11 protein-coding genes and 1 tRNA gene are annotated in these 16,658 nt (G+C 72.2%); 5 read left to right on the forward strand and 7 right to left on the reverse strand.

All coding sequences use genetic code 11. The features are described from left to right. Positions 1–90: 90 nt before the first annotated feature. Together EV684_RS00005 and EV684_RS00010 are read right to left on the reverse strand one after the other, a co-directional pair. Positions 91–348 carry a hypothetical protein gene (locus EV684_RS00005; protein WP_132644162.1) on the reverse strand — a complete coding sequence of 86 codons (258 nt, stop codon included), beginning with the start codon at positions 346–348 and terminating at the stop codon, positions 91–93. A gap of 470 nt (positions 349–818) precedes the next feature. Next, positions 819–4,031: a DUF3427 domain-containing protein gene (locus EV684_RS00010; RefSeq protein WP_132644163.1), complete on the reverse strand. Its 3,213-nt coding sequence runs from the start codon at positions 4,029–4,031 to the stop codon at positions 819–821. A gap of 143 nt (positions 4,032–4,174) precedes the next feature. Between EV684_RS00010 and EV684_RS00015 the strand changes: the two genes are divergently transcribed. Continuing rightward, a complete protein-coding gene (locus EV684_RS00015) occupies positions 4,175–4,360 on the forward strand; it encodes a hypothetical protein (RefSeq protein ID WP_132644164.1) in 186 nt (61 codons plus the stop codon). A gap of 111 nt (positions 4,361–4,471) precedes the next feature. On the opposite strand, the gene EV684_RS00020 is transcribed toward EV684_RS00015, so the two are convergent. The 3 genes from EV684_RS00020 to hrcA all read right to left on the reverse strand — a co-directional run bounded on the left by EV684_RS00020 (position 4,472) and on the right by hrcA (position 9,527). Continuing rightward, positions 4,472–4,548: transfer RNA gene (locus EV684_RS00020), tRNA-Ile, on the reverse strand. A gap of 21 nt (positions 4,549–4,569) precedes the next feature. Beyond that, positions 4,570–8,256: a response regulator gene (locus EV684_RS00025; protein ID WP_242478639.1), complete on the reverse strand. Its 3,687-nt coding sequence runs from the start codon at positions 8,254–8,256 to the stop codon at positions 4,570–4,572. Between the two features lie 245 nt (positions 8,257–8,501). Next, positions 8,502–9,527: a heat-inducible transcriptional repressor HrcA gene (gene hrcA / locus EV684_RS00030; RefSeq protein ID WP_132644165.1), complete on the reverse strand. Its 1,026-nt coding sequence runs from the start codon at positions 9,525–9,527 to the stop codon at positions 8,502–8,504. Between the two features lie 47 nt (positions 9,528–9,574). Here hrcA and EV684_RS00035 point away from each other — a divergent pair, with 47 nt between their 5' ends. Genes EV684_RS00035 through EV684_RS00050 form a run of 4 tightly spaced genes read left to right on the forward strand, consistent with a single transcriptional unit; the run spans position 9,575 to position 13,635 of the window. After that, positions 9,575–10,450, forward strand: coding sequence for an NAD kinase (locus EV684_RS00035; protein ID WP_132644166.1), 876 nt, complete (start codon positions 9,575–9,577; stop codon positions 10,448–10,450). 2 nt (positions 10,451–10,452) lie between these two features. Then, positions 10,453–12,111: a DNA repair protein RecN gene (gene recN / locus EV684_RS00040; protein ID WP_132644167.1), complete on the forward strand. Its 1,659-nt coding sequence runs from the start codon at positions 10,453–10,455 to the stop codon at positions 12,109–12,111. Further along, complete coding sequence (gene rapZ, locus EV684_RS00045; protein ID WP_132644168.1) at positions 12,108–13,031, forward strand: RNase adapter RapZ; 924 nt, start codon at positions 12,108–12,110, stop codon at positions 13,029–13,031. The genes recN and rapZ overlap by 4 nt, the downstream gene beginning before the upstream one ends. Continuing rightward, positions 13,024–13,635, forward strand: coding sequence for an LON peptidase substrate-binding domain-containing protein (locus EV684_RS00050; RefSeq protein WP_132644169.1), 612 nt, complete (start codon positions 13,024–13,026; stop codon positions 13,633–13,635). The genes rapZ and EV684_RS00050 overlap by 8 nt, the downstream gene beginning before the upstream one ends. Here EV684_RS00050 and mutY read toward each other — a convergent pair. After that, complete coding sequence (gene mutY, locus EV684_RS00055) at positions 13,625–14,683, reverse strand: A/G-specific adenine glycosylase (protein ID WP_132644170.1); 1,059 nt, start codon at positions 14,681–14,683, stop codon at positions 13,625–13,627. The genes EV684_RS00050 and mutY overlap by 11 nt on opposite strands. Next, on the reverse strand, positions 14,683–16,635 hold the full coding sequence (locus EV684_RS00060; protein WP_132644171.1) for a dynamin family protein: 1,953 nt from the start codon (positions 16,633–16,635) through the stop codon (positions 14,683–14,685). Before EV684_RS00060 ends, mutY begins: the two co-directional genes overlap by 1 nt. Between the last annotated feature and the right edge of the window lie 23 nt (positions 16,636–16,658).

Below are 16,658 nucleotides of genomic sequence, written 5' to 3' on the forward strand. Positions count from 1 at the left end.
TTCATCGCCATCAGCGTCTCCTCGTGAGCGGTGCTGCCAGCGTAGAAGTTCACTGGCTCACTGCGTGAGACTGCTGAGGCACGTTGCTAATCAGGTCGGGTCTTCGAGCAGGCTGAGTGAGGTCGGGCCATCGTCGAAGCCGATCTCGGTGATGGTCCGGCCCTCGACGACGTGGCGGGCGGTGACGAATACGCCCTCGCCGACATGAAAGCATGTGCCGATTCCCTGCGCGCCGTCGAGGCCCTCGGTCGCAATGAATGCGACGCAACCCCGGTACTTCATGAACGCGTCATTGCCCCAGCGTGTCGCCGGGTCCCGAAGGATCCCAACCTGCTTCATCGTTGCCATGGCCGTGATGTACCCATCCATTCTTACGCGAAGCAAGCAGGGCCCATCGTGACAGTACCGGCATTGGACTCTTACTCTGCCGTAGTCGGCAATGTGACCCATATCGGCCATTGCGCGCAGGCCTGCCGAAGACAGCAACCGCTGTGGCGCCGAACTCCTCCAACCAAATTGAACTTCAGCTTCCTGCACCTTTCAGTCGCCGAGGAAGGATGCGCGTAGGGCAGCCATGGGTCGGCAGCGCCGGTTCGCAGTCGGCGAGAGCTGCCGCTGGCCGGTCGCGAGGTGCGGGCCCCGACAGGGTCGCCGACCTGATCGCCCGTACGACAGCTTTCGAAGGCACCGCGGCCAGCCGCCCAAACGGCACCGGATGGCAGGTTCGGGCAGTCAACGCCGTTCAGCGGCCGGATCCTAGGTGACGCCAGCCAGTCTATTGCTGACCTTCCTCCACCCAGACAGCAGCCCAGGCCCCCTCACGCACCCCTCAACACACTGAACTCCCTGAACCATCTCGCCGGCAGCGCCGCCACCAAGCGCCACACGATGCTCATCGGTCGATCCCCTTCCGCCGATTCCAGCACCACCCGCCCGCATGCCCGATAAGGCTCGCCCTTGCGCGGCCGCACGAACAGCTGGAACTGCCAGCCATTGGCCGCGCTGTCCAGGTAGCGCCGCCCGCCTGGCGTGTCGGGGCCGGCGCTGTTCTGGCTCTGCCAGTGGAAGCGCTCGGCGCTGATGGCGTAGTCACGGTAGGCGATGCGGTCGTGGTAGCCGGCGCTCTTGTCGAGGGTGACGAACAGCAGCTCGGTCTTGCGCTCGGCCAGCGGCAGCACCCCTGCCTGGAACGGTGCGCGGCGGCTGGCCGTCAACCAGCCCACCGCCGTCAGCACCTCGCGCACGCCGTAGGCGGCATGCAGGCACAGCGGCGTGTCTTCCAGACCTGGTACGGGCTGCGGGTTCAGGTTGCTGCGCGCCTGCAGCAGGGCCGACAACTCGGTCAGCTCGTCGCCGATGGCCGGGTGGGCGGCCAGGCGCTGCGCAAAGGCATCCGGCCCGGCAGCCTGGCGCTGGCCGCCGTCGATCTGGTACGCCAGCATCTGCACCTGAGTACGCAGCAGCGATGCGGCTCGCGGGCCGTCTGCCGCCGGTTGGGCTGCCGAAGCGGCCGGCGGCTGCTCCGCCAGCCGTGCCGGCAGGCTGCGGGCGGCCGCCATCGTCGCCAGGCGCGCGGGGTCGTCCACATGCAGCAGGTCGCCCAGTCGCCGGCTGAAGTAGTCCTCTTCCGGACCGGGCTCGGCCACCAGCAGGCCGGCGTCGCGGCGCAGCGCCGTCCAGCCGCTGCGGCCCTGGCCGGTGCCGCTGCGGTAAACGTCCTCCAGCTCCAGCGCCTGGTCGTGCAGAAATTCGGCCAGCCGCACCGTGCGGCCCTTCAGCGCCGCATAGCTCTGCAGCTCGGCCTTCAGCCTGCGCCAGTTCTGCGCCGTCAGCGCACGCAGGCTCTGCAGCACCTGCTCGCGTGTCTGGCGCTGCAGGTGGATGTGGCAGCCGGGCGGCAGGCTGCCGAAGCCTTGCTCCACACCGTCCACCAGTTCGCGGCGTGACAGGCCGGTCAGGCCGGACAGCAGGCGGTCGAAACGGAAGTCGGCGCGGTGCTGGCCCACGAAGTCCAGCACCAGGCAGCTCTCCTTGCCCGGCGCCAGCCGCAGGCCACGGCCGATCTGCTGCTGGAACAGCACCGGGCTTTGCGTGGGCCGCAGCAACAGCAGCGTGTCCACCATCGGCAGGTCCACGCCTTCGTTGTAGAGGTCCACGGTCACCAGCGCGCACAGCTCGCCGCTTTGCAGCCGCTGCGGCGCGCGGCGGCGTTCTTCGGCATCGGTGCTGCCCACCACGCAGGCCGCGGCCAGGCCGGCGCGGTTGAGCCAGTCGGTCATGAACTGCGCGTGTGCCACCGACACGCAGAACACGATGGCCCGGCTGCGCGCCGCGTCCGACGCCAGCCGCCGCCACTCGTTGACCACCAGGCGGGCGCGCACGTCGTTGGCGGTGACCAGTTTGTCCAGCGCCTCGCGCTCGCCCGGCTTGTCCCAGGGCACGGCCGAGAAGTCGGTGGTGTCGTCGCAGGCGTAGTACTCGAAGGGCGCCAACAGCTGCAGGTCCAGCGCATGCCACAGGCGCAGCTCCACCGCCGGGCTGCCGTCGGGGCGGGCGTCGAAGTAGCGCGCAATCGGCTGGCCATCGCTGCGCTCGGGCGTGGCGGTCAGGCCCAGCAGCAGGCGCGGGCGCACCGCGCTGGCGAAGGCGTCGAAGCGCTCGGCCGCCAGGCGGTGGCATTCGTCGATCACGACGGTGTGCCAGTGCTCGGCGCCCCTGCTTGCCACCAGATCGCGGCTGGTCACGCTGTCGATGGTGGCGAACAGGTGGTCCAGGCGCTGCGGCTGGTGGCTGCCCGTCAGCAGCTCGCCGAACTCCGGGTCGCGCAGCACCTCGCGGTAGGTGCGCAGCGCCTGGCGCAGGATCTCCTCGCGATGGGCCACGAACAGCAGCCGCGGCCGCCCGCCTTCGGCTTGGCAGGTGCGGCGGTAGTCGAAGGCGGCCACCACGGTCTTGCCGGTGCCGGTGGCCGCCACCAGCAGGTTGCGCATGCGGCCGCGGGCGCGTTCGGCTTCGAGCTGCTCCAGCATCTCCTGCTGGTAGGCCTTGGGCTGCAGGTCGAAGAAGCTGACGGGGGTCGACGTCTCGGCGCCGAAGGACTCGCGGCCCAGCGCGGCGGCCAGCGCCCGGCGGTGGCCTGCGTCGTCGGGGTCATAACGCTGGAACTCGCTGTCGGCCCACAAGGTCTCGAAGTGGGCCACGGCGCGCGCGAACAGCGCCTCCTGCCCACGCTGCGCCAGCTTCACCGTCCATTCCAGCCCACCGGTGAGTGCGGCGCCGGACAGATTGGCGCTGCCGACGTAGGCCGAGCCGAAGCCGGTCTTGCGGTGGAACAGCCAGGCCTTGGCGTGCAGCCGCGTGCGCCGGCCATCCAGCGACACCCGCAGCTCGCAGCCGGGCAGCCGGGCCAGCTCGTCCAGTGCGCGGGCCTCGGTGGCGCCGGTGTAGGTGGTGGTCAGGATGCGCAGCCGCGTCGCCGGCCTGGCCCGGGCGCCAAGCGCGGTGATCTGCTGCAGCACGTCCTGCAGCTTGCGCACGCCCGACACGGTGATGAAGCTGACCAGGATGTCCACCTGGTCGCTGGAGGCGAGTTCGCGCCGGATCTCCTGCAGCAGCGACGGCGATCCCTTGCCGGCGGTGAACAGCCAGGGCACGGCCAGGCCGATCTCGGGCGGCAGCGCGAACTGCCCGTCGCGCTGCACCGCGCGCAGCACGCGCAACGGCGGCGACAGCAGGTCGACCGCGCCATCCGGGGTGCCGCTGGCCGCGCCGGGGGAGTCGCGCTGCAGCCGGCGTCGCAGCATCACCAGCAGGTCGTTCACCAGCGCCAGCTGCTGCCGGGCCCTGTCGGGGTCGTCGCCGGGCAGGTCGTCGAGGATGGCCGCCAGCTGGCGCGAGACGGACTCGGCCAGTGCCTCGCCAACCTCGCCGTTCAGCGCCCTCACGTCGGCACGGTCGGCGCCGATACCGGCCAGCGACCGGGCCAGACTTTCGGTCAGCAGTTGGTCGTAAAGGCCGTCCGGTAATGCCATCGTGGGCTCTGCTCCCTCGGGACACGGTTGTACCAGGGTGCCCGTGGCCGCCATTTGCCGGCGACCAGCCTGTCCCGCCATCGAGCGGCAACCTCTGCAGGGCGGCGCTGGCTTTTCATCATGGCGATAACGCAGCCGCCGGGATGCAGATCGTGCTCAAGCGGACCACCCCAGGCCGGATGGCCGCAACCGGGCGCCAGCGCAGCTGCGCTGGCGCAGGACTCCGCGCGGATGCGCGCGATGTTCATGGCTGCCACCCGGATTTCACCGCAGTGCACGGCAGGCTGGCCGATGCGCAGCAGACGCTGAACGCCATCGGCGGGTCTTGATCAGGGCGTGGGCCGGCAGGACCGGACGAGCGGGCATCTGCCTCAGGACTGGCAGCAGTTGGAAGATTGTTTCGCGCGGTCAGTGGTCACTACCGCAGAACACCTTGCAACTGGTAGGCCGTCGGGGGCTCGAACCCCGGACCAAAGGATTATGAGTCCTCTGCTCTAACCGACTGAGCTAACGGCCCCCGCGCGCAAAGACGGCGATTCTAGGAGCCCTGGTCGGGCGCGGGCAGCGCGGCGCGCACGGCCTCGTCCAGCGCGGCCAGCGCGACCTCCAGGTCGGCCTGCTGGGCCTGCAGCCGCTCGGGGCCCGCGCCTTCGCGCAGCGACTGCTCCAGCGCCGCGGCCAGCGCGCTGACGGCGGCCGCGCCGATCTGCGCTGCACCCCCCTTCAGCGTGTGCGAGGCCAGGCGCGCGGCCGCCATGTCGCCCGTCGACAGGGCCTCGGCGAGGCGCGCCGCGGCGTTGGCCCGGCCTTCGGCAAAACGGCGCAGCAGCCGCTCGTACAACACGCGCCGGCCACCGGCCAGGCGCAGGCCGGTCTCGGTGTCCAGCACCCCGGTGTCGGCCTGCGCCACCGCGGCCGGCGCGGGCGCCGGCGGCGCGGGCCGGCGAAGCAGGCAGGCCTGCAGCTGCGAGGCCAGCCGGCGCGGGTCGATCGGCTTGGCGATGTGGTCGTCCATGCCGGCGTTCAGGCAGCGCTGCACGTCGCCCTGCATGGCGTTGGCCGTCATCGCGACGATCGGCAGCCGGGCGGCACCGGGCAGCGCCCGTATCGCACGGGTGGCGCTCAGGCCGTCCATCTCGGGCATCTGCATGTCCATCAGCACCAGGTCGTAGCGCCCGGCACGCACCTTCTCGACGGCGATGACGCCGTTGGCCGCGACATCGACCTCCATGCCCAGGCCGGCCAGCAGTTCGACGGCCACCTGCTGGTTCAGCTCGTTGTCCTCGGCCAGCAGCACGCGGTGGCCGCGCAGCGGCGCCGCGCCGTCGTCGGCGGCCGGCGCGGCCTCGGCCGCCGGGCGGCCGTCCGCCGGGTCCTCCAGCAGATGCATCAGCGTGTCCAGCAGCCGCGAAGGCGTCACCGGCTGGTGCAGCAGCACCAGGCCGGCGTCCTCGTCGGCGACGGCATTCGGCGCCGCGACGACGAGCAGGCGCGGCGCCGGCTCCAGGGCCAGCGCCTCGAGCGCCGGGGCCACGCCGCCGTCCCCGGCGAGCTGGCGCTCGACGACGGCCAGTTCGACGGGACGGCCGCACGCGGCCGCCTCGTGCAGCAGGCGCGCCGCGGCCGGCCAGTCCTCGGCCACGGCGACATGCAGGCCGAAGCCGCGCAGCATCGACACCATCACCTCGCGTGCCCGCGGATGCGCGTCGGCCACCAGCGCGCTGCGGCCACGCAGCGCGGCATCGCCCCAGCTGCGCACGCCACGCGACGCGGTGAGGCCGAGGTGCACGGTGAACCAGAAGTTCGAGCCCGCCCCCGGCGTGCTGTCGACGCCGATCTCGCCACCCTGCAGCTCCACCAGCCGCTTGGCGATCACCAGGCCCAGGCCCGTGCCGCCGTAGCGCCGGGTGATCGAGCTGTCGGCCTGCTGGAAGCTCTGGAACAGGCGTGCACGCTGCTCGGCGTCCAGGCCGATGCCGCTGTCCTGCACCGCGCAGCGCAGCATCACGCATTCGTCGGTGCGGCGCTGCACGCGCAGGCGCACGCAGACCCCGCCCTGTTCGGTGAACTTGACCGCGTTGCCGCACAGGTTCAGCAGCACCTGGCCCAGCCGCAGCGGGTCGCCGATCAGGCGCCGCGGCACCTCGGGCCCCAGGTCGACGACGAACTCCAGCCCCTTGGCCACGGCGCGCCCGGCCAGTTGGTCGCTGACGTCGCCGATCACGTCCTCGAGGTCGAACTCGCGGCGTTCGATCTCCAGCTTGCCGGCCTCGATCTTGGAGAAGTCGAGGATGTCGTTGATCGTCGCCAGCAGGCTGCGCCCGGCCGACTGGATCTTCTGCAGGTAGTCGCGCTGGCGCGGGCTGAGATCGGTGTTCAGCGCCAGCGCCGTCATGCCGATGATCGCGTTCATCGGCGTGCGGATCTCGTGGCTCATGGTCGCCAGGAACGAACTCTTGGCGGCACTGGCGGCTTCGGCCAGCTCCTGCGCACGCTTGAGGGGCGTGATGTCGGCCATCGTGACGACCGTGCCGTCGCCCAGCAACTGGCCGCCCACCAGCAGCACCAGCTCGACACCGCCGCGCGCCGTGGCACGGATCTCCATCTCGCGCAGGCGGCCGCCTTCGGCGCAGGCGCGTTCGACCGCCTCGCGCCAGGCCGTCTGCAGCCCGGCACGCGCGGCGGCATCGGCGCAGACCAGGCGCCACCAGGCGTCGAAGGTATCCAGGTCGCGTTCGTCGACGCCGAAGAGCTCGCGGAACGCGAGGTTGGCCGACTCGACGCTGTCGCCACGCAGGTAGAGCATGGGCACCGGTGCGGCGTCGCTCAGCGCCCGCAGCCGCAGGTCGCGCTCGGCGATGACCTCGTGTTCGCGCGCAAGCAGCAGCGCTTCCTCGGCGGCGCGGCGCCGGGTGATGTCGCGCGACAGCGTCAGCACGTGGCCCGCGTCCTTGCGTGTCGTCGACAGCTCGAACCAGTGCGGGCGGCCGTCGAGCTCGAGCTCCATCGTGCGGCCGTAGTCGGCGCCGTCGCGCAGCGCGGCGGCGATCGACTCCAGCACCGTGGCCGCGGCGACGGCGGGCAGCACCTCGTCGACACGCCGGCCGATGACCTCGTCGGGATGCCGGTACAGCAGCCGCGAGCTGGCACCCGAATAGATGTCGAGATAACGCCCGCTGGCGTCGAACTCGAACAGCAGGTCGGGGATGGCCGACAGCGTGGCGGCGAGGTTGGCGCGCACCGATTCGGCGGCCTTGTGCGCCTCGCGCAGCTCGCCCAGCGCGGTCTGCAGCTCGGCCGTGCGCCCGGCCACGCGCCGGCGCAGCGACACGTTCCACAGCAGCAGCGCCGCGCCCAGCGCCAGCACCGCCGGCCCGATCCACCAGAACTCGTCGGCGTAGGAGCTGACGCGCAGCGGAGCGCCGAACCAGGTCTGGCGCAGGGCGTTGTCCTCCTGCGGATCGATCGCGCCGACGCCGCGCTCCACCAGTTCCAGCGTCGCGGCGTCGCCCTTGCGCACCGCACGATGGAACTGGCCGGTGTACAGCTGGAACGCCTGTTTGAAGTCGCGCTCGGCGCCGAACTTGTAGAGGTAGAAGTTGGCCGGCGCCTGGTCCAGGCAGAACAGGCGCACCTCGGCGCGTTTGGCTCCGGCGATCAGCGCGTCGTAGTTGCGGTACAGCACCAGCGTGTCGATGCCGTGCTCGCGCAGCTTGTCGATGCAGGCGTCGCCCTCCTGCACCCCCACCGGCATGCCCTTGAGCGTGGCGACGCTGTTCACGCCGCTGAGGCCGACGTGGCTGTAGATGTTGACCGGCAGCTCGGCGTGCGGCGACGAGAAGTCGTAGATCGCCTCGCGCGCCGGGGTGCGGTAGATCAGGTCGATGACGTCGGCCTCGCCCGCCTGCACGCGGCGCTGGGCCTCGACCCAGCCGGTGGCGATCAGATCGACACGCACCCCGGTGCGCCGCTCCCAGAGCTTCCAGTAGTCGACCAGATAGCCCTGCATCTGACCGTCGACGTCGCGGAAGAGGAAGGGCGGGTAGTTCTCGTCGCTGACGACGCGCAGCACCCGCGCGCCGGCCTCCGGCGGGGCGGCAAAGGCGGCGCCGGCGCCGGCAACGGCAACGACAAAGCCCAGGACGGCCCGCACGAAGGCGGACGACAGCGTACGGACAGGCGCCAGGCCCAGGCTGCGCGCCAGGGCCCCAACGGATGCGAACAACCGAACTCCCGAATCGGGGTACCGGTGCGTGCACCCCGTTTGTATCGCCTCCGGCCTGCGTCTGTTGCGCCGAGTCCGTACCGGAGAAGACGGTGGCCGATAGAGAACCGCCCACGGCCTGGACGAGTTATACCGGCCACCCGTTACAGCGTGTACCGGGTGGCCCCCCGATGGGCCTGACAAATCTCAATGCGAATGGGCAATCCCTCACGGGGGCCTCGCATGGGCGGGGCCGACAGAGGCCCTCAGCGCGACGACAGCGCGTTGCCCACCAGCCGGGCCGTGATGTCGACGATGCGGATCATGCGGTCGTAGGCCATGCGCGTCGGGCCGATGACGCCCAGCGTGCCGACGATGCGGCCGTCGACCTCGTAGGGCGCGGTGACGACCGACAGTTCCTCGAACGGCACGACCTGGCTCTCGCCGCCGATGTAGATGCGCACGCCCTCCGCACGGCTGCTGACGTCGAGCAGCCGCATCAGCTCGGTCTTGTGCTCGAAGACGTCGAACAGCCGGCGCAGCCCGGCCATGTCGTGGCCCAGGTCCTGCACGCCCAGCAGGTTGTGCTCGCCGGAGACGACGACGTTCTCGCTTCGGCCGGCCAGCTCTTCGCCGGCCTGCACCGCGGCCTGCATCAGCTGGGCGATCTCGCCGCGCAGCGCGTCGACCTCGTGTTTCAGGCGCTCGCGCACCTCCTCGATCGCCAGCCCGGTGTAGTGCGCGTTGAGGAAGTTCGTGGCCTCGACGAGTTCGGTCTGGCTGTAGTCGCGCGCGGTGAAGATGACGCGGTTCTGCACGTCGCCGTCGGGCGCCACCAGGATCACCAGCACGCGGCGCTCGCCCAGGCGCAGGAACTCGATGTGGTGGATCAACCCGGCCTTGCGCGGCGCGCTGACGACGCCGACGAAGCTCGACAGGTTGGACAGCAGCGAGGCCGCCTGGGCGATGACACGCTGCGGCTGGTCGGGATGCAGCTGCTCGCGCGCGGCGGCCAGCTCGGGCGCGACGGTCTGCAGGTCGATCGGCCGCGCGGTGAGCATCGTGTCGACGAACAGCCGGTAGCCGCGCGCCGTGGGGATGCGGCCGGCGCTGGTGTGAGGGCTGGCGATGAGGCCGAGTTCTTCGAGGTCGGCCATCACGTTGCGGATCGTCGCCGGCGACAGGTCCAGCCCGGAGGCGCGCGACAGCGTGCGCGACCCCACCGGCTGGCCGTCGGCGATGTAGCGCTCCACGAGGGCTTTCAGCAGCGTCTTGGCGCGGTCGTCGAGCATGGTTTCGGATTGTAGGGAGCAGTTTTCCCTATGGTGTAATGCGCCGCATGCCGGCCCCGTTCCGCCACGCTGCCATCGTCGGAAAGTACCAGGCCCAGGGCATCGCCCCGGTGCTGATGGAGATCGCCCGTTTCCTGCAGGAGCAGGACGTGGCGGTGTACTTCGAGCGCGAGACGGCCGAGGCGACCGGCATCACCGAATTTGGCGCCCACGACGCGCCGGCGCTGGGCGAATGCTGTGACTTCGCCGTCGTCGTCGGTGGCGACGGCACGATGCTCGGCATCGCCCGCGAGTTCTCGCGCCACAACCTGCCGCTGGTGGGCATCAACCAGGGCCGGCTGGGTTTCATCACCGACGTGCCGGTGGGCCAGTACAAGGAAGCGCTGGCGACGATGATCGCCGGCGACTACGAGGAAGAGCACCGCTCGATGCTGGAGGGCCAGGTCTTCCGCAACGGCCTGCACGTCCACGAGGCGCTGTCGCTCAACGACGTGGTGGTGGCCCGCGGCGTGACGGCCAGCATGGTCGAGCTGCGGGTCGACGTCGACGACGACTTCGTCGCCAACCTGCGCTGCGACGGCCTGATCATCGCCACGCCCACCGGCTCCACCGCCTACGCGCTGTCGGCCGGCGGGCCCATCCTGCATCCGGGCATCGCCGGGCTGGTGTTCGCGCCGATCGCCTCGCACACGCTGTCCAACCGGCCGATCGTGCTGCCCGACAGCGCGACGGTGCGCATCACGCTGGTCGCCGGGCGCGACGCCTCGGCGCACTTCGACATGCACAGCCTGGCCAGCCTGGCGCACGGCGACTGCGTGCAGGTGCGGCGCTCGGCCTACAAGGTGCGTTTCCTTCATCCGCGCGGCTGGAGCTACTACGCCACGCTGCGCCGCAAGCTGCGCTGGTACGAAGGCGTGGTCTAGAGATGCTGCGCCGTCTTTCTCTTCGCGACGTCGTCATCGTCGAACGCCTGGAGATCGAGCTCGACGCCGGCTTCAGCGTGCTCACCGGCGAGACCGGTGCCGGCAAGTCCATCCTGATCGACGCGCTGCAGCTGGCGCTGGGCGCACGCGGCGACGCCGCGCTGGTGCGCGAAGGCGCGGCGCGCGCCGAGGTGGCCGCCGAGTTCGACGCCCCGGCCTCGCTGGCCGCCTGGCTGGACGAAGCCGGTTTCGCCGCCGAGCCGACGCTGCTGCTGCGCCGCACGATCGACGCCCAGGGCAAGAGCCGGGCGTGGATCAACGGCAGCCCGGCCACCGTGACGCAGCTGCGCGAGGCCGCCGACCACCTCGTCGACATCCACGGCCAGCACGCCTGGCAGAGCCTGACACGCCCGGCCGCGGTGCGTGCGCTGCTCGACGCCCAGGCCGGCGCCGACACCCGCGCGATGGCCGCACGCTGGGCCGCCTGGCGCCAGGCACTGGCCGCGCTGGACGCCGCCCGCGCGCAGCGCGACACGCTGGAGCGTGAACGCGAGCGCCTGGCCTGGCAGATCGCCGAACTCGACAAGCTCGCCCCCGGCGAACACGAGTGGGACGAGCTGAACGCCGAACACCAGCGGCTGGCGCACGGCCAGGCGCTGCTCGACGGCGCCCGCGCGGCGCTGGACGCCACCGCCGAAGGCGAACCCTCGGCCGACGCGCTGATCTCGCGCGCCATCGACGCGCTGGAGGAAGTGCAGCGTTACGACGCCGAGCTGGCCTCGGTCGTCGAGGTGCTGCGCGGCGCGCAGGCGCAGATCGAGGACGCGGCGCACACGCTGGGCGCCTATCTCGGCCGCCGCGAACCCGACCCCGAGCGTCTGGCCGAACTCGACACCCGCCTGGGCGCCTGGGTCTCGCTGGCGCGGCGCTACCGCCGCCAGCCGGCCGAGATTCCGGCGCTGCTGGCCGGCTGGAAGGCCGAACTGGCGGCGCTGGACGCCGCGGCCGACCTGGACGCCCTGGAACGTGCCGCCGCCGAAGCCGAACGCGCCTGGCGCGACGAGGCCAAGAAGATCGGCCGCGCCCGCGCTAAGGCGGCGCCGAAGCTCGCCGACGCGGTGACGCAGGCGATGCAGCAGCTGGGCATGGCCGGCGGGCGTTTCGAGGTCGCGCTGCTGCCGCAGGACGAGCCGCAGGCCTTCGGGCTGGAGACGGTCGAGCTGCGTGTCGCCGGCCACGCCGGCAGCACGCCGCGCGCGATCGCCAAGGTGGCCTCGGGCGGCGAGCTGTCGCGCCTGGCGCTGGCGATCGCCGTGACGACCGCCGCCGCGGCGCCCGGCGACGGCGCGCAGACGCTGATCTTCGACGAGATCGACGCCGGTGTCGGCGGCGCCGTGGCCGACAGCGTCGGCCGGCTGATGAAGCAGCTCGGCGGCTCGACGCAGGTGCTGGCCGTCACCCACCTGGCGCAGGTCGCGGCCTGCGCCGACCACCATTTCGTCGTCGCCAAGGCGCTGCAGGGCAAGGCGACGGTCAGCGAGGTTCACGCCGTCACCGGCGAGGCACGTGTGGCCGAGGTCGCACGCATGCTCGGCGGCGAACGCCTGACCAGCACCAGCCGCGCCCACGCCGAAGCGATGCTGGCGGGGAACAGCAGATGAGCGGCTTCGTCGACCCGCCGCCCAGCGAATGGGCGCCGCTGCCCGACGGCAGCGGCAACGAGGTCTTCCTCGTCACCGGGATCTCGGGCTCGGGCAAGTCGATCGCCTTGCACGCGCTGGAGGACGCCGGCTACTTCTGCGTCGACAACCTGCCGCCCGAGCTGCTGCGCGAGTTCATCCGCCTGGAGCACGAGCGCTGGACGCGGCGCGTGGCGGTGGCGGTGGACGTGCGCACCGTCGGTTCGCTGCCGCTGCTGCCGCCGCTGATCGACGCGCTGCGTGCCGAAGGGCTGAAGGTGCGCTCGCTGTTCCTGGACGCCAGCACCGACGCGCTGGTGCGGCGTTTCTCCGAGACGCGCCGGCCGCACCCGCTGTCCTCGGTGCCGGCCGGCGGCGACGCCTCGCGCGCGCTGGTCGAGGCGATCGAGCTCGAGCGCGAGCTGCTCGCCGGGCTGCGCGAGAAGTCCACCGTCATCGACACCAGCCAGCTGCGCCCCGGCGTGCTGCGCGCCTGGGTGCGCGGGCTGGCCGGCGCACGCGAGTCGGCGCTGACCCTGGTCTTCGAGAGCTTCGCCTTCAAGCAGGGCGTGCCGCTGGACGCCGACTTCGTCTTCGACCTGCGGGCGCTGCCCAACCCGTACTACGTGCGTGAACTGCGTGCGCTGAGCGGGCGCGACGAGCCGGTGGCGGCCTACCTGCGGGCGCAGAGCGACGCCGCCGAGATGCTCGAGCAGATCGCCACCTTCATCGAACGCTGGCTGCCGTCGTTCGAGGACAACCAGCGCAGCTACCTGACGGTCGCGCTGGGCTGCACCGGCGGCCAGCACCGCTCGGTCTACGGCGTCGAGCAGCTGGCGCGGCGCTTCGAAGGCCGCCAGGCGACCTTGATCCGCCACCGCGAACTGGACGCCCGTGGCTGAACCGCTGCCGCTGTTCCCGCTGCAGGCCGTGCTCTTCCCCGGCGGGCTGGTGGGGCTGAAGGTCTTCGAGGCGCGTTACCTGGATCTCGTCGCCCGCTGCCTGCGCGAAGGCACCGGCTTCGGCATCGTCTGCCTGCAGCAGGGGCGCGAGACGGGCAGCGCGGCGCAGGGCGTGAAGCTCGAACGCGTCGGCGTCGTCGTGCGGCTCGACGAGGTCGACGCCGACGGCCCCGGGCTGCTGCGCGTGCGCGGCACCGGGCTGGAACGTTTCCGACTCACCGGCAAGCCCGGGCAGCAGGCCGACGGGCTGTGGACCTGCGAGGTCGAGGACATCGCCGCCGACGCCTTGCGCGCGCCGGGCGAGGCAATGCAGCCGACCGTGCAGGCGCTGCAGGAGGCGATCCGCAAGCTCGACGAACAAGGCCACCAGCCGTTTGCCGAGCCCTACCGCTTCGACGACGCCGGCTGGGTGGCCAACCGCTGGTGCGAGCTGCTGCCGGTGCCGCTGTCGGCCAAGCAGAAGCTGATGGAACTGGAAGACCCGGTGATCCGGCTGTCGATCGTCGACGGCTATCTGCGCGACAAGTCGATCGTCATCGGCTGAGCGGCGCGTCGGCTTCGAGCAGGCGGCGCACCGGCGCCGGCAGCCCGGCGGCCAGCGCCTGGGCGCGTGTGAACCAGCGCCCGGCCGGCAGCGCGGCCTCGACCGCGCCCGGCTCGGCGGCCAGCGCCGGCGGCAGCGTCCAGCGCAGCGGCTCCAAGGTCCAGTCGAGGTGGGTCAGCACGTGCACGAAAGGGTCCAGCCACGCGCCCTGCCCGGGCCAGCCGGCGACCAGCGCCTCCAAGTCCTCGGCCGACTCGTACTCCGGCAGGCTCCACAGCCCCGCCCAGACACCGCTGTCGGGGCGCTGCACCAGCCAGACCGCGTCGCCCCGGCTCAGCCACAGCAACGCGTGGCGGCGCCGGCCGCGGCGCAGCGTGCGCGTCTTCACCGGGTAGCGTTCGGGCGCGCCTTCGGTACGTGCGACGCAGACTTCGGCCAGCGGGCACAGCAGGCACTGCGGCCGGCGCGCCAGGCAGACGGTCGCGCCCAGGTCCATCAGGCCCTGGGTGTAGCGTTCGATGCCCTGCTCGGGCAGCAGCGCCTCGGCCTCGCGCCACAGCGCGCGCTCCTCGGCCGGGCGCGCCAGGTCGCCGGCGAAGCCGATCGCACGCGTCAGCACACGCTTGACGTTGCCGTCCAGGATCGCGGCCCGCTCGCCGTAGGCGAAGGCGGCAATCGCCGCGGCGGTCGAGCGGCCGATGCCGGGCAGCGTGGCCAGCGCGGCGGCGTCGGGCGGGAACCGCCCGCCGTGGTCGGCGACGACGGCCTGGGCGCAGCGGTGCAGGTTGCGCGCGCGGCTGTAGTAGCCCAGCCCGCTCCACAGCGCCAGCACCTCGTCCAGCGGCGCGGCGGCCAGCGCGGCGACGTCGGGGAAACGCTGCAGGAAACGGTCGTAGTAGCCCAGCACCGTCGCCACCTGGGTCTGCTGCAGCATCACCTCGGACAGCCAGATGCGGTAGGGGTCGCGCGTGTTCTGCCACGGCAGCGTGTGGCGGCCGTGCTCGCGCTGCCAGCGCACGACACGCGCGGCGATCCCGGCGGCCGGCATCAGGCGGCGTCGAGCGCGGGCGGCGCCGTGGCCACGGCCTCGCGCGCGCTGGCGACGAGCTCGTCGACCAGGCGGTCCAGCCCGGCGTGCAGCGCCAGCAGGTGCTGGTCCTGCTGCTCGACCTCGGCGATGCGCGCCTCCAGTTCGCCGGCGGCGGCCTGGATGCGCTCCAGCGCCTCGCGGCGGCGGCGGAAGGCTCGGCGGCGCTCCCGCAGCTGCTCGTCGACCTGCGACGACTGCGACTTGCTCCAGACCTCGACGTCGTGCGCCGCGCTCTCGAACACCGTGCGCAGCGCCGCCAGCAGCATGCGGCGGAACTGCTCGCCCGCCCCGGGCAGCGCGAGGCGCCAGGCCTGCGTCAGGCCGAGGTGGCGGGCGTAGTTGCGCTCGAGCTGATCGAGCGCGTCGACATAGCGGTTGAGCGGCGGCGGCGGCTGCAGCGCGAAGGCGAAGCCGTGGTCGGCATTGAGCTGCACGAAGCTGGAGTCCAGCATGCGCCGCATCTCGTCGCCGAGCACGCTGGCGTCGGACAGCGCGGCACGCAGGCGCTTGAACAGCGTCGCGAAGGCCTCGCGCGCGCCGCCGGTGAAGGCACGCCCGCCGACGGCCGAGAGCATCGCCGACACCTCGGTGCGCAGCGCGTCGCTGCCCAGGCGGTCCTGCAGCGAGGCGAGCTGGCGGGACTGGACCGAACGCAGCGCAGCCAGACGCTTGACGCAGCCGTCGAACTCGTCCGACTCGGCGTCCACGCGTTCGAGCATCAGCCGCACCTTGGCCGCGCTCTTGCCGCGCAGGCCACGCAGCTCGAGCAGCTGCTCGGCGAGCTGGCGGCGACGGTCGGCCAGGCGGCGCGCGGCGGCACTGCGCATCTGCTGCGCGCTGCCGGCGGCGGCCTGCGCCAGCAGCTCGTGCTGGCGCGGGATCAGTTCGGCCGTCAAGGCCGCTTCCAGCGCCGGAAGGCGGCTGGCCGCCAGCGCGCGCGTGTCGCCGGCCACGCGCGCGGCCAGCGCCTCGCGCGCCGACAACGGGAACACGCGTGAGCGCGTGATGCCCAGCGCCGCGGCGCTGGCGTCACGCTGGCGCTCGATCTGCGCGGCCACGACGGCCGGCTCGGCCAGCGGGTCGGCCAGCGTGTCGATCTTGTTGAGCACGACGAAACGTTCCAGCCCGTCGCTGCCCAGGTGCTCGCGCCAGATCGCCAGGTCCGAGCGCGTGACGCCGGCGTCGGCGGCGAGCACGAAGACGCAGGCGTGCGCCGAAGGCAGCAGCGACAGCGTCAGCTCGGGCTCGGCGCCGATCGCGTTGAGCCCCGGCGTGTCGACGACGACCAGGCCGCGCGAGAGCAGCTCGTGCGGGAAGTTGATCAGCGCATGGCGCCAGGCCGGCACCTCGACCTGGCCGTCGGCCAGCACCGGCGGGTTGTCCTCGGCGCGCTCGTCGTGCCAGAAGCCGAGGGCACGCGCCTCGCCGACGCTGACGCGGCGCGTGCGCGTCACGGCGGCCAGCGTCGCGGCCAGCGCGTGCGGGTCCTGCGGGTCCAGCGGCAGCACCTGCCAGGACTCGTCGTGGCGGCGCAGCTCGGACAAGGCGTGCCCGGCCAGGCGGGTCTCGATCGGCAGCAGCGCCAGCCGCGGCGGCTGCGCCGGGTCGTGGAACAGCTCGACCGGGCACATCGTCGTGCGCCCGGGTGTCGCCGGCATCACGCGCCGGCCGGCGGCGGCGAAGAAGATCGCGTTGATCAGCTCGGACTTGCCGCGCGAGAACTCGGCGACGAAGGCCAGCACGATGCGCTCGCCGGACAGGCGCTCGCGCAACGAGGCCAGCAGCTCGGCCTGCGCGGCGTCGCTCAGCTCGTGGTCGGCGAGGAAACGCACGAACGCCGCCACGCGGCGGTCCACGCCGTGGCGCCAGGCGGCAAACGATTCGAGCGTCGAGACGAGTGGACTCTGCATCGGCCGGCGCATGCTAGCGCAGC

Source organism: Rubrivivax gelatinosus, from assembly GCF_004340905.1.
In the GTDB taxonomy this organism is placed as follows: Bacteria; Pseudomonadota; Gammaproteobacteria; order Burkholderiales; family Burkholderiaceae_C; genus Rubrivivax; species Rubrivivax gelatinosus.

Bases quoted from the DNA above. Each gene is read 5' to 3' on its own strand.
- EV684_RS00060 (WP_132644171.1), bottom strand. From the start codon at position 16,635: ATGCAGAGTCCACTCGTCTCGACGCTCGAATCGTTTGCCGCCTGGCGC.
- mutY (WP_132644170.1), bottom strand. From the start codon at position 14,683: ATGCCGGCCGCCGGGATCGCCGCGCGTGTCGTGCGCTGGCAGCGCGAG.
- EV684_RS00005 (WP_132644162.1), bottom strand. From the start codon at position 348: ATGGCAACGATGAAGCAGGTTGGGATCCTTCGGGACCCGGCGACACGC.
- rapZ (WP_132644168.1), top strand. From the start codon at position 12,108: ATGAGCGGCTTCGTCGACCCGCCGCCCAGCGAATGGGCGCCGCTGCCC.
- EV684_RS00035 (WP_132644166.1), top strand. From the start codon at position 9,575: ATGCCGGCCCCGTTCCGCCACGCTGCCATCGTCGGAAAGTACCAGGCC.
- hrcA (WP_132644165.1), bottom strand. From the start codon at position 9,527: ATGCTCGACGACCGCGCCAAGACGCTGCTGAAAGCCCTCGTGGAGCGC.
- recN (WP_132644167.1), top strand. From the start codon at position 10,453: ATGCTGCGCCGTCTTTCTCTTCGCGACGTCGTCATCGTCGAACGCCTG.
- EV684_RS00010 (WP_132644163.1), bottom strand. From the start codon at position 4,031: ATGGCATTACCGGACGGCCTTTACGACCAACTGCTGACCGAAAGTCTG.
- EV684_RS00015 (WP_132644164.1), top strand. From the start codon at position 4,175: ATGCAGATCGTGCTCAAGCGGACCACCCCAGGCCGGATGGCCGCAACC.